Source organism: Streptomyces sp. NPDC001868, from assembly GCF_040297125.1.
Taxonomy (GTDB): domain Bacteria; phylum Actinomycetota; class Actinomycetes; order Streptomycetales; family Streptomycetaceae; genus Streptomyces.
In genome coordinates, this window is sequence record NZ_JBEOYO010000015.1 from 15,454 (window position 1) to 28,224 (window position 12,771).

Sequence of the window (12,771 nt, forward strand, 5' to 3'; positions counted from 1 at the left end):
AGGGGGTGGGGGTGGGCGCCGGGGCTACTTGACGGCGACCGGGTTGACCGGGGAGCCGACGGCGCCGGTGATCGGCAGGGGCGCGGCGGTGAGCCAGAACTCGTACACGCCGTCCACCGCGCAGTCCGCGGCGAGCGCGTCCGGGTCCCACATCTCGCCGATGAGCAGCCCGATGTGTGGGATGGCCACCTGGTGCAGCGGCTGGAAGGCGTGCTCGAACTCGTTGGGCCGTACCTCGAAGCCCCAGGTGTCGGTGGCGATGGCCGCGATCTCGGTGCGGTGCAGCCAGCCGGCCGTGGTGAAGGACAGTCCGGGCGAGTCGCCGCCCGCGTAGTCGCCCCAGCCCTCGCGCCGGGCCCGGGCCAGCCGCCCGGTCCGTACGACGACGAGGTCACCGCTTCCGACGCTCACCCCGTGGGCCTCGGCGGTCGCCGTCAGATGCTCCTCGGTGACGGCGAACCCGTCGGGCAACTCGCCCTCCTCGCCGATCACTCGGCCCACGTCGAGGAGGACACCGCGCCCGGCGACGTACGGCGCCATGTGCTCGATGCCGGTGACGAGGTCGCCGTCGGAGGTGACGACCCGCTCGGCGCGCCGCCCGTTCCAGGCGTTGCCGTGGTCGAAGATGTGGCCGAGCCCGTCCCACTGGGTGGAACACTGCAACGGCATCGCGATCACGTCGTCGGCGCCGCCGATGCCGTGCGGGAAGCCCTGGTTGCCGAGCGCCGCGTCCGTGCCGGTGTCCAGCATGGTGTGCACCGGGTTCGTCCGGCGCCGCCAGCCCTTCTGCGGGCCGTTCATGTCGAAGCTCTGCGAGAGCGAGAAACTCACCCCCCGCCGCACGAGGGCCGCACCCTCCCGCCGCTTGGCCGCGTCGAGGAAGTTGAGCGTGCCGAGCACATCGTCCGCGCCCCAACGCCCCCAGTTGGAAACCGACTTGGCCGTGGCGGCGATCGCGCCCTCGGGGTCGTGCCGGTCCGGGGTCATGCGGACCGCTCCGCGACACAGCGGGTGCGCTGGGCGCCCAGCCCCGTGATCGAGCCCTCCATCACGTCACCGTCGCGCAGCAGCCGCCCCCAGTGGATGCCGTTGCCGGCCGGGGAGCCCGTCAACACCAGGTCGCCCGGTAGCAGTTGGGCTGTCTGCGAGGCGTACGACACGAGGCGCGCGACACCGAAGAGCATGTCCTCGGTGGACTCGTCCTGCATGGTCTCGCCGTTCAGCCGCAGGGTGACCCGCAGGTCACCCGGGTCGGCCACCTGTCCGGCGGGCACGATCCACGGGCCCAGCGGGGTGAAGCCGGGCGCGTTCTTGGAGCGCAGCCAGTCGGTGCCGATGGCCTTCATGTCGCGGCGGAAGACGGTGGCGCGGTCGGTGAGATCGTTGGCGATGGTGTACCCGGCGACATAGTCCATGGCCTCCGCCACGGACACCCGATGGGCCGGCGCGGCGATCACGGCCGCCAACTCCAGCTCCCAGTCCGGCTGTTCGGCCCAGGCGGGCAGCACGACATCGTCGTACGGGCCCGTGACCGCGCTCGGCAGACCGATGAACACATACGGCAGGTCCTCGGCCGCCCGCCGGTCCATGACCGCGGCGATCTCCGCCCGCGCCTCCTCGACGGTGCGGGGGTCGTCGGGCGAGCGGTGGGCGACCTCCAGGTCGATCACATGCTGCCGGTAGTTGGCGCCGGACTGGAAGATCTGCCGGGGTTCGACGGGCGCGTGCACCCGCAGGCCGTCCAGCGGTCGCCACCCGGCATCCGGGTCCGCCGCCAACTCGTGCAGGCGGGGCAGCAGTTCGGTCCAGCGCTCCAGGAGGACGCGGATCGTGAGGTCCGGGGCGGTGAGGGCCCGGCGGAGGTCGAGCGCGCGGCCCTCCGGGGTGACCAGGGCGGGGAAGGGGGCCCCGTCGGGGGCCGAGACGGTGCCGAGTGCGAAGGGTCCGGCGAAGGCGGCGGACGCGGCTGGGGGTTTCACGGACGTGTCCTCCTCGTTGCGATGCGACTAATCTGGCCCGGCATCTCGTAATCTAGGAAATCGATTCCGTGGATGCGGATCATCCACCCCGTCTATATGTCTCCTCGCCCGGACCCCTGGGAGCGCGCCGTGAACCTGGCCAGCCTCGACCTCAACCTCGTCGTCGCCCTGCGCGCGCTCCTGGAGGAACGCAACGTCACCCGGGCCGGGCGCAGGGTCGGACTGAGCCAGCCCGCGATGAGCGCCGCCCTCGCCCGGCTGCGCCGCCACTTCGACGACGACCTGCTCTCCCGCGTCGGCGGCCACTACGAGCTGACCGCCCTCGGACAGGTCCTCCTCGACCGCACCTCGACCGCCTGTGACCTGCTGGAACGCCTCTTCACCAGCCAGGCCGACTTCGACCCGGCGGTGGAGTCCCGCGAGTTCACCCTGGTCGCCTCCGACTACGCGGTGGCCGTCTTCGGCGCCGAACTCGCCCGGGTCGTCCACCGGGAGGCGCCGGGCATCCGGCTGCGCTTCACCCAGACACCGCCCGGCATCGGCGACGGGCTCGGCACCCTGCTGAGCACGACCGACGGGCTCCTCATCCCGCACGGCATCATCAGCGACTCCCCCGCCACCGAGCTGTACCAGGACCAGTGGGTCTACCTGGTCGCCGAGGACAACCCCGAGGTCGGCGAGAGCCTCACCCGGGACGACCTGACCCGGCTGCCCTGGGTGACGTACCAGCGCACGTACGACGCCCCCGCCGTACGGCAGCTCGGCATGCTCGGCATCGAACCCCGGGTCGAGGTCTCCGCCGACAGCTTCACCGTGCTGCCCTTCCTCGTCGCCGGCACCCGCCGTATCGCCCTCGTCCAGCGCCTCCTCGCCGAGCGGCTGCGCGATGTCGCCCCCGTACGGATCATGAAGGCGCCGTACGAGACGGTCCCGCTCCAGGAGGCCCTGTGGTGGCATCCGGTGCACACCCACGACGCGGCGCACATCTGGCTGAGGGAGACGGCGGCACGGGTGGGGGCGACGGTGGGGGAGTCGGTAAAGGGGCTGGTTTCCGAGGGCACGGAGGCTTCCCCCGAGTAGGTCGCTCCCGGCCCCGTCGGCGCGCGGCATCCATCGGGCGGATGGGCGTGATCAGGTACTTCGATCACCGGGAGGCTAGGCGCGGGGCGCGGGTTCGCTCATAGTCGGGGCAGTTCCCCGATGCCCGCCGCCCGGGCCTCGGGAGCGTTCCCCGGGTGCGCCGGTGCCCCGCGGCGTGGTGACGGCCACGGCGGCGGTACGGCCCCGCGCCCTTCCGCCACCGCTCGTGGAGTCCCGTATGCCCGGATCCCTGTCCCTGCCCGCGTCCCCGCCCGCTTCCGCCTCCGGTGCCCCGCCCGCCGACCGGGGACGGCTGCGCGCCGCGCTCCTCATGGCCGGCAGCTGTCTTCCGGTGCTCGGCGCCGTCCTCATCGCCCCCGTGCTGCCGAGGATGCAGGACCACTTCGCGTCGGTGCCCGGCGCCGAGGTCCTCGTCCCCGTCGTCCTGACCGTCCCCGCGCTCGCGCTCGCCCTGCTGGCACCGTTCGCCGGGGTCGTCGTCGACCGGCTCGGCCGCAAACGCCTGCTGGTCGTCGCCACCGCCCTCTACGCGGTCTTCGGCACCGCGCCGCTGTGGCTGGACTCGCTCGGCGCGATCGTGGCCAGCCGGGTCCTGGTCGGCGTCGTGGAGGGCGCCATCATGACCTGCTGCACCACGCTGATCGGCGACTACTACACGGGCCGGACGCGGGAGCGCTACCTCGCCCTGCAGACCGTGTGCGCCTCCGCCTCCGCCACCGCGTTCTTCGTCATCGGCGGCGCGCTCGGCTCGGCGGGCTGGCGCGCCCCCTTCTGGATCTACGCCGTCGGTCTGCTGCTCGCACCCGTGATGGCGACCGTGCTGCCGAAGCCGCGCCCCGGCGCGGGCGACGAGGGCCGCGCGCCCGCCACGACCCAGGCTGCCGACGGGGCCCACGGAACCCCCACGGCTCACGGCACCGGCGCGCTCCACGGGCAGACCGACAAGGCCCCCGGCCCCGACCCGGCCATCGGCCCCGATCCGGCCGTCGGTCCCGACACGACCGCCGGAGCCGGTGAACTCCCGCTCCAGGCCCGCCCGTTCCCCCTGCGTCGACTGGCCGGCATCTGCCTGCTGACCGTCTTCGGCGGCATGGTCTTCTACACCGTGCCCGTCGAAACGGCGTATCTGCTCGACGACCTGGGCGTCACCTCCACCGGTGTGATCGGTCTGGCCACCGGGCTCGCCAGTGCCGCCACCGTGGCCGGCTCCCTCGTCTTCACCAGGCTGCCGGGCACGCCCGAGGGCCGGCTGCCCGCCGTGTTCGCCCTGTGCGCCGCCGGGTTCGTGGTGATGGGCCTGGCCGGCGACCCCGTACCGCTGATCGCGGGCGGCATCCTCAACTGCGTCGGCACCGGCATCCTGCTGCCGTCCCTGCTCACGGCGGCGATGTCGCGGCTGGACTACGCCGACCGGGGCCGGGGCACGGGCCTGTGGACGGCCGCGTTCTTCGCCGGGGAGTTCGTCTGCCCGCTCGTGCTGATCGGCGTCGCCTCGGCGGCCGGCGGACTGGCCGCCGCCGTCGGACTGCTCGGCCTCGCCTCGGCCCTGGTGGCGGCCGGGCTGCTGCTCGCCCGCCGCTCGGTGGCGTCGAGGTAGTCGTGGAGGGCCCGGCGGGAGTGCGTGAGCGTGTCGATGCGCTCGTCCAGCTCGCGCAGCCGGGCCCGCATGACGTCCAGCAACTCGGGGCAGGGCTCCAGCTCCGGGGCCGCGCCGCTCGCGCAGGGCAGCAGCGAGGCGATCTCCTGCGTGGACAGCCCGGCTTCGAGCAGCCGTCTGATCTGTGTCACCGTGAGGACGGCCGTATCGGTGTACTCGCGGTAGCCACCGGCACTGCGCGCGGGCTCCAGCAGCCCCTGCGCCTCGTAGTACCGCAACAGATGAGCCGGGACGCCGGTCCGCCGGCTCAACTCCCCGATCAGCACGCCCGTTCCCCCTCGCCGCGCTCGTCCCCTCCGGCTCCCTCTCCCGCCATTGTTCTTGACCTTCATACCGATGTGAAGGTCGATGATCCTCGTATGACCGCGACACCGTTCAACCCGCGTGCCCTGCTGGCGAAGAGCCGGCTCGGCGTCCTCGCCACCCTCAAGTCGGACGGCCGCCCCCAGCTCTCCCCCGTCCTGCCCTTCTACGACGAGGAGGCCGGCGTCGTCCTCGTCTCCACCACCGAGGCGACCGCCAAGACCGCCAACCTGCGCCGGGACCCGCGCGCCGCCCTGGAGGTGACCAGCTCCGACGGCATGTCCTGGGCCACCGCCGAGGGCACGGTCCACCTCACCGGACCGGGCACCGACCCCGAGGGCCCGGAGGTCCAGGCCCTGGTGGACTACTACCGCACCGCAGCAGGGGAGCACCCGGACTGGGACGAGTACCGCTCGGTCATGGTCACCGACCGCCGCGTCCTCATCACCCTCACGGTCGACCACGTGTACGGGGCGGCGATCGGCTGACGGCGCCCACGGGCCACCGGTGGGGCGTCGGCGGTGGTTCGGCGTACCGTCGTGACTGTGGACTCCACGGCCGATCGTCTCGTGTCCCGGGTCGCGCGTGAGCTCGTCCCCAGGGCGGACGAGCTGATCGCCGAGGTGGAGGAGTGCCTGCGCCGCGAGATGCCCGAACTGTGGAAGCACCCCGACGCCATGGCCACGGACAATGTCGCCCAGCACGTCGTCGCGGTGCTGTCCGCACTCCAGTACGGCGTCGACCCGGCCGCCATCGAGGTACCGAACGCCGAGCTGGAGCGGGTGCGCCGCGTCGCCCGGCACGGCATCCCCGTCAGCGCGGTGCTGCGGGCCTTCCGGCTGGGCCAGGGCATCATCCTCGACCGGCTGCTGGAGGAGATGGTCCGGCGCACCGACGACGCGGCCCTGATCGGCGAGGCCGCGCGCAGCCTGATCGCCACGGCGACCGGGTACGTGGACCGCACCTCCGAGCAGGGTGTCGTGGCGTACCAGGAGGAACGGGACCGGCGGCTGCGGTGGCGGCTGTCGATGGTGAACGAGGCCAGCGTGCGCATCGGCACCACCCTGGACATCGCCCGCACCACCCAGGAACTGGCCGACTTCGCCACCGAGTACTTCGCCGACCTCGTCACCGTCGACCTGCTCGACTCCGCGTTCGGCGCCCACGACACCCCGCCGGACGACCCGCCCGCCGCCCCCGTGCTCCACCGGGTCGCCCGGCGGTCGGTCGCCCGCCCCGACCGGGCGCCCACCCGCCGACGGCCCCACACCGCCCCGCCCGACTCACCCCTCGCCCGCGCCCTGCGGACGGGCCAGCCGACCCTGCACCGCCTCGACGGCGGCCGCCGGGGGCCGCACGAGGCCCCCGAGTCCCCGGTCGGCGGGTGCGCCGGGGAGGGCGGCGGCCGGGACCACCACGACGGCGCCGACACCACGGGCGGCGTGGACGGCGGTCCCGTCGGCCGGGCCCGTCCGGTGCACTCCACGCTGGTGGTGCCGTTGCGCGCCCGGGGGGCCACGCTCGGTGTCGCGCAGTTCTGCCGGGACCGCAACCCCGACGCGTTCGACGACGAGGATCTGCTGCTCGCCCAGGAGATCGCGGCGCGGGCGGCGATCGCCATGGACAACGCCCGCCGCTACACGCACGCCCGCGCCACCGCCCTGACCCTGCAGCGCAGCCTGCTCCCGCGCCGTACGCCGAGACAGTCCGCCGTCGACGTCGCCTTCCGCTACCTTCCCGCCGACGCCCACGGCGGCGTGGGCGGCGACTGGTACGACGTCATCCCGCTCTCCGGGGCCCGGGTCGCCCTCGTCGTGGGCGACGTCGTCGGCCACGGCATCCACGCCGCCGCCACGATGGGCCGCCTCAGGACGGCCGTCCGCACCCTCGCCGACATCGACCTGCCGCCCGACGAACTCCTCACCCACCTCGACGACGTGGTGATCCGCCTGGCCGCCGAGGTGGAGGAGAGCGGCGCGGACGACGCCGAGGACGAGGCCGGGACCGGGGCCGCCCTGGGCACGGACGCCTCACCCTCCGCGACCCCCACCGCCACCGCGGGCGGCGGGGACATCGGCGCCACCTGCCTCTACGCCGTGTACGACCCCGTCTCGCGCCGCTGCACCCTCGCCCGCGCGGGGCATGTGCTGCCCGCCGTGGCGACCGGGGACGGCACCGTCGACATCCTGGACCTGCCCCCGGGCCCGCCGCTCGGGCTGGGCGGGCTGCCGTTCGAGGCGGCGGAGATCGAACTGCCCGAGGGCAGCCTGCTCGCGCTCTACACCGACGGTCTGATCGAGGCACGGGACCACGACATCGGCGCGGGCCTGGACCGGCTCCGTGACGCCCTCGCCCGGCCCGCCCCCTCCCTGGAGGCCACCTGCGACGGCGTGCTCGAAGCCCTGCTGCCCGCCAGGCCGCCCGACGACGTCGCCCTGCTCCTGGCCCGGACCCGGGCGCTGGGCACCGGCCAGGTCGCCACCTGGGAGCTGGAGGCCGAACCCGCCGCCGTCGCCAGCGCCCGCGCGAGCGTCACCCGGCAGCTGGACGACTGGGGCCTGGAGGAGCTGGAGTTCACCGCCGAACTGGTGGTCAGCGAACTCGTCACCAACGCCATCCGCTACGGCCGGCCCCCCGTCCGGCTGCGCCTCATCCACGACCGCACCCTCCTGTGCGAGGTCTCCGACTCCGGCGGCACCACCCCGCATCTGCGGCGCGCCCGTGTCTACGACGAGGGCGGCCGGGGCCTCCTCCTCGTCGCCCAGCTCGCCCAGCACTGGGGCACCCGCCGCTCGCGCCGGGGCAAGACGGTCTGGGCCGAACTCGACGACTCCGCCACCGCCGCGTTCCCCGAACTGTCCGCCCTCTAGCCCGCCGCCGAACTCCCCCGTCGCCGCTCAGCCCTGTGTTTCACGGAACACTCCCGGTGTCTGCCCGGTCGTCCGGATGAAGAACTTGTTGAAGTTGGTCGGCTCGGTGAAGCCGAGGCGGTGGGTGATGGCGGCGACGGGCAGGTCGGTGTGGGCGAGGAGCCGCTTGGCCTCCAGGGTGACGCGGGCGTCGATGAGGTGCTTGGCGGTGTGACCGGTGGCGCTCCGGCAGGCGCGGTTGAGGGTCTTCAGGGAGTAGCCGAGCCGGGCCGCGTAGTCGTGGGCCTGGCGCAGGACGGTGAAGGAGCGCTCCAGCTCGTGCTGGAACAGGCGGTACGGCTCCCGCGCGGCGGCCGGGGCCCGTGTGCCGCCTCCGTCGTCGCCGGGGGCCGGGAGGCGCGCGATGCGCAGCAGGACTCCCGCGAGCAGGTGGCGCAGGAGTTCCCGGGTGATCTCCGGTTCCTCGGTCGGGAGGGCGGCGTACTCCGCGGCGAGGTCGGCCAGGGCGCGGCGGAAGCGGTCGTGGTCGGCGGGGGAGAGCTGCCAGGTGTCCGGGCCGAACGGGTCGTCGGTCACCCGGACGGTCGCGGGGAGCCGGGGCGGGAAGTCCGGGGTGAACAGAACGACCGTGGCGTCCAGACCGGCGGGGTCACCGTCGGCCGTGGTGGGCAGCCGCTGCACCTGGCCTGGGCGGATGTGCAGCAGGGTGCCGGGCCGGCAGGGGCGGTCGACGAAGTCGGCCGTCCCGGTGCCCTCGCCCCGGTGGACCAGCGTGATGTGGTGGAAGTCGAGCCGGTTCAGCCGGGTGAACTCCTCACCCGGCAGCCGGGCCCTGAGGTCCGCGAAGGTGAGGACCTCCAGCCCGAGATCCGGCCGCGTGGGGTTGCGATAACCCCGCTCGACCACCGGAGTCTGTCCCGTTTCGACCATGGCCATGCCCGACTCTACCGTGCGTCGGGGGCGCCGCGCGGGGAGAGTGGAGGGCGGACCGGTGAGCGGAGCGACACCGGAAAGCGCAGATCGGAGACGTACCGTGGGCAGCAGGGAAATCGTCCTCAAGGCGGCGGGGGAACTGTTCGGGGAGAAGGACCCGAGCGCGGTGGACCGCTGGGTGGCCGCTGACTACCGTCAGCACAGCAGCCTGGCGGCGGACGGCCCGGGGGCCCTGCGCGAGCTGGTCGCGGGCCTGCCGGAGGGCTTCCGCTACGAGGGCGCCCGGGTGATCGCCGACGGCGACCTGGTGGCGCTGCACGGCACGTACCACGGGTTCGGCCCGCAGCCGCTGGTCGCCTTCGACCTCTTCCGCGTCGACGCGGACGGCAGGCTGGCCGAGCACTGGGACGCCCTCACCCCGGTGGTGACGGACACCGCCTCAGGCCGTTCGCAGACCGACGGGCCGGGCGCACCGGGCGACCTCGACCGGACCGGGGCCAACCGCGCGCTGGTGACCGGGTTCGCGGAGAAGGTGCTCGTCGGCGCCGACTACTCGGTGCTGACCGACTACATCTCCACCGAGACCTACCTCCAGCACAACCCCGAGGCCGCCGACGGACTCGACGGCTTCGGCGCCGCCGCCGCGAAGTGGGCCGAGCAGGGCAAGAACCTGGTCTACCGGACCGTCCACAAGGTCGTCGCCGAGGGCGACCTCGTGCTGCTGCAGTCCGAGGGCGAGTTCGGCGGGCCGGTCGCCTACTGGGACCTGTTCCGCGTGGCCGACGGCCGCATCGTCGAGCACTGGGACGTCATCGCCCCCGTACCGGCCGAACTGCCGCACTCCAACGGCCTGTTCTGACCCGGAGAGCCGGGGAGACCAGAAGCGGCCCGCCGGACACGTCCGGCGGGCCGCTTCGCGGAGGTCGGGGCGTACGGGGGGAGGGCGCCCCGACCGGGCTTCGGCAGGTCTACGGAGCCGTCACCTCACATGTGCACCACGGGGGCCGCGTCGGGGTCGTGGACGGGGGCGCCGCGCCGGTAGAGCAGGAAGCTGACGACCACACCGACGACGAAGAAGACGGCGGACCACCAGTACGCGGTGGAGTACGCCTCCAGGCCCGCCTGGGCGACGACGGCGGGGTCCTTCGGGTTCCGGCCGATCAGGTAGTCGGCCGCGGCGCTGGTGGAGAGCGTGTTGAGGAGCGCGGTGCCGAGTGAGCCGCCGACCTGCTGCATGGTGTTGACGGCGGCGGAGGCGACACCGGCGTCCTCCGCGGCGACCCCGTCCGTGGCCAGGCTCATGGCGGGGGCCATGACCAGGCCGAAGCCCAGTCCGGCGAGGACCAGCGGCGGCAGGATGTCGGTGGTGTAGGAGCTGTTCAGGTCGAGGGCGGTCAGCCAGGCCATCGCGGCGGCGGCCATGCCCATGCCCAGCGGGACCACCGGCTTGGGGCCGATGCGCGGGACGAGGATCGTGGACGCGAGCGTCGAGGTCAGCATGAGCCCGGCGATCATCGGCAGGAAGGCCAGCCCGGTCTCGATGGGCGTGTAGCCGAGGTTCTGCTGCAGGTAGTAGGTGAGGAAGAGGAAGACCCCGAACATGCCCGCGCCGATGATCAGGACGGAGACGAAGGAGGCGCCACGGTTGCGGTCCAGCAGGACGCGCAGGGGCAGCAGCGGATGCGGGGAGCGGGTCTGCCACACCGTGAACGCGGTGAGCAGCACGGTCCCGGCGAGCAGGAACCCCCACACGGCGGTCGAACCCCAGTCATGGCTCTCGGCGTTGGAGAACCCGTAGACCAGGCAGAACAGTCCGGCGGAGACCAGGACGGCACCGGGCACATCGATCCTGGCGGTCCTGTCGCGGCTGCTGCGGGCGAGCAGGATCACTCCGCCGACGAAGGCGACGGCGGCGAAGACGAGGTTGACGTACAGGGTCCAGCGCCAGTCGAGGTGCTCGGTCAGCACGCCGCCCAGCAGCAGGCCGACGGCGCCGCCGGCCCCCGCGATCGCGCCGTAGACACCGAAGGCCTTGCCGCGTTCCTTGGGGTCGGTGAACGTCGTGGTCAGCAGGGACAGGGCGGCCGGTGCGAGGAGTGCCCCGAAGAGGCCCTGTCCGGCCCGGGCGGCGACGAGCATCTCGAAGCTGCCGGCCGCGCCGCCGACGGCGGAGGCGCCGGCGAAGCCCACCAGGCCGACCAGGAACGTCTGCTTGCGGCCGAACAGGTCGGCTATCCGGCCGCCGAGCAGCAGCAGGCTGCCGAAGGCGAGCGCGTAGGCGGTGACGATCCACTGCCGGTCGCCGTCGGAGAAACCCAGGTCCTGCTGGGCCGAGGGGAGCGCGATGTTCACGATCGTCGCGTCCAGCACCACCATCAGCTGGGCCAGGCCGATGACGGCGAGGATCCACCAGCGATGGCGGTGCGGCGGGTCGGTGGTCGGCGGGGACGACGTGGTGGCCGTGCCGGAGGGCGTGTCGACGGGTGTGTCGGATGTGGTTCCGGGCATGACGAAACTCCAGATGAGAGGGGTTGACTGCTTGGGTGGTGCGGGGTGGACGGCTGCGTCGGTGGAGCTCGTCACGGGTCGGATCAGGCCGCCGGGACCCCCGGCCGGTCGGCTCCCTGGCTACGGTTCTGGTTCCGGCTCCGGCCGTGGCGGTCGGCGGTGGTGCCGACGGGGAGCACGGCCGCGATCAGTTCGGGGCCGGGGCCCTGGAGCGCACGGCGGCGGGCCTCTCCCGCCGAGGCCGGGGAGAACGTCTGCCAGTACCGGGACTGGCGGTTGAGCTTGCCGATCAGCGGCATCAGATGGGTCGCGGCGGGGACGGGGACGCCCAGCCCGTCCGCGGCCGTGTCCCCGAAGGTCTGCCGGAGCACGCTGTGGATGAGGTAGCGCAGCTGTTCCTCGGACAGGACGGCACCCGGCGCCCCGGCCATCGCACGGGCCTGCGCGTCGACCATGGCGGTGGTCAGCGCGCGTGAGCTGTCGTCGGGCGCGGGCGTCCCCGCGTCCAGCCGTCTCCGCAGGCGCTCGGCGTCGGTGTGGTCGAGCACGTTCCCGTGGAGGCTCTCGTCCAGGCCGAGCAGATGGGCGACGTAGGACCAGTAGCGGTAGAGGTAGTGCTCCTCCTCGGGGCCGATCTCGATCCCGACGGCGGCCAGGGCGCGGAAGGAGACGAGGGTGAGGCCGAGCCACGTACGGGCCGGCTCGTCGTCCCCCGTGACCGGGGGCCGCCGCCGGGCGTAGGAGTTCCAGCCGGACACGTCCCCCTCGGCCGGCCACCGGTCGCGCTCGAACGCCGTGAGCCGTATCCGGGCGTGGAGCAGCCGCAGCCGGACGGTGGCCAGGTGGCCCGGGGCGCCGCGCAGCAGCCCTCCCGGTCGCATGGTCTGACGGGCCCAGACACCGGTACCGGCGAGCCGGCGCGCGGCCATGGCCGCCGGGCTGCCCGCCCGCACGAGGCGGGCCGCGACGGTCGGGGACGCGTAGGTGTGGGCGAGCGTGGTGGTGACCGAGCAGAGGCCGAACCACAGCGGGGGCACGGACAGGCTCACGACGTCGCCGCGGTGCAGCATCAGCGGGTCGACGCCCGAGGGGGTGGTCTCCAGCTGCCGCAGCAGGGCGGCGACGGCCTCGGGCGGCGGCTCGGACAGGCTCGCCAGGCCGTTGCGCAGGCCGGTGTCGAGGGCCTCGCGGGCCGGGGCGCCGAGGGCGTCCAGCTCGGCGACGACGGCGTCGGCGAGCGGGTCACCGGCCGTGGGGCCGGGCGCCCGCCCGGTGGTCACGGGGGATGCGGGGGGTGTGAGGGGTGCGGTCATGGGGTTCTCCATGCGAGAGAAACGCTCTGACACCTGTCAGATTAGCGGTAATCTGACAGGTGTCAAATAACATGTCCATGGGTCCTCGGAAGGGGTCCGCGGGTCCC

Annotated in this window: 10 protein-coding genes and 1 pseudogene; 5 read left to right on the plus strand and 6 right to left on the minus strand. The window is 73.5% G+C overall.

From position 1 onward, the window contains the following. Window positions 1-24 precede the first annotated feature (24 nt). Window positions 25-987, minus strand: a complete 963-nt coding sequence (locus tag ABT147_RS19285) for a cyclase family protein (RefSeq protein ID WP_351407536.1) — start codon at window positions 985-987, stop codon at window positions 25-27. Beyond that, complete coding sequence (locus tag ABT147_RS19290; RefSeq protein WP_351407538.1) at window positions 984-1,979, minus strand: fumarylacetoacetate hydrolase family protein; 996 nt, start codon at window positions 1,977-1,979, stop codon at window positions 984-986. The genes ABT147_RS19285 and ABT147_RS19290 overlap by 4 nt, the downstream gene beginning before the upstream one ends. A gap of 129 nt (window positions 1,980-2,108) precedes the next feature. Between ABT147_RS19290 and ABT147_RS19295 the strand changes: the two genes are divergently transcribed. Together ABT147_RS19295 and ABT147_RS19300 are read left to right on the plus strand one after the other, a co-directional pair. Further along, the gene (locus tag ABT147_RS19295; protein ID WP_351407841.1) at window positions 2,109-3,059 is read left to right on the plus strand and encodes a LysR family transcriptional regulator; all 951 of its coding nucleotides are present in this window, start codon (window positions 2,109-2,111) and stop codon (window positions 3,057-3,059) included. Between the two features lie 238 nt (window positions 3,060-3,297). Further along, window positions 3,298-4,677 carry an MFS transporter gene (locus ABT147_RS19300; protein WP_351407540.1) on the plus strand — a complete coding sequence of 460 codons (1,380 nt, stop codon included), beginning with the start codon at window positions 3,298-3,300 and terminating at the stop codon, window positions 4,675-4,677. On the opposite strand, the pseudogene ABT147_RS19305 reads toward ABT147_RS19300, so the two are convergent. After that, window positions 4,647-5,003, minus strand: a pseudogene (locus tag ABT147_RS19305) (MerR family transcriptional regulator); the annotation flags it as partial. The gene ABT147_RS19300 and the pseudogene ABT147_RS19305 overlap by 31 nt on opposite strands. A 93-nt stretch (window positions 5,004-5,096) precedes the next feature. Here ABT147_RS19305 and ABT147_RS19310 point away from each other — a divergent pair. Then, entirely contained in the window at window positions 5,097-5,528 is a 432-nt protein-coding gene (locus ABT147_RS19310; RefSeq protein WP_351407542.1) for a PPOX class F420-dependent oxidoreductase, read from the plus strand. A gap of 57 nt (window positions 5,529-5,585) precedes the next feature. Next, window positions 5,586-7,910 carry a SpoIIE family protein phosphatase gene (locus ABT147_RS19315; RefSeq protein WP_351407544.1) on the plus strand — a complete coding sequence of 775 codons (2,325 nt, stop codon included), beginning with the start codon at window positions 5,586-5,588 and terminating at the stop codon, window positions 7,908-7,910. A gap of 27 nt (window positions 7,911-7,937) precedes the next feature. Here ABT147_RS19315 and ABT147_RS19320 read toward each other — a convergent pair whose 3' ends face one another. Continuing rightward, a complete protein-coding gene (locus tag ABT147_RS19320) occupies window positions 7,938-8,846 on the minus strand; it encodes an AraC family transcriptional regulator (protein WP_351407546.1) in 909 nt (302 codons plus the stop codon). 97 nt (window positions 8,847-8,943) lie between these two features. Here ABT147_RS19320 and ABT147_RS19325 point away from each other — a divergent pair, with 97 nt between their 5' ends. Beyond that, entirely contained in the window at window positions 8,944-9,702 is a 759-nt protein-coding gene (locus ABT147_RS19325) for a nuclear transport factor 2 family protein (protein WP_351407548.1), read from the plus strand. Window positions 9,703-9,827: 125 nt separating this feature from the next. Here the strand turns inward: ABT147_RS19325 and ABT147_RS19330 are convergent, their stop codons facing one another. Then, window positions 9,828-11,351, minus strand: coding sequence for an MFS transporter (locus tag ABT147_RS19330; RefSeq protein WP_351407551.1), 1,524 nt, complete (start codon window positions 11,349-11,351; stop codon window positions 9,828-9,830). An 83-nt stretch (window positions 11,352-11,434) separates the two neighbouring features. Next, window positions 11,435-12,664, minus strand: coding sequence for an oxygenase MpaB family protein (locus tag ABT147_RS19335; RefSeq protein WP_351407553.1), 1,230 nt, complete (start codon window positions 12,662-12,664; stop codon window positions 11,435-11,437). Between the last annotated feature and the right edge of the window lie 107 nt (window positions 12,665-12,771).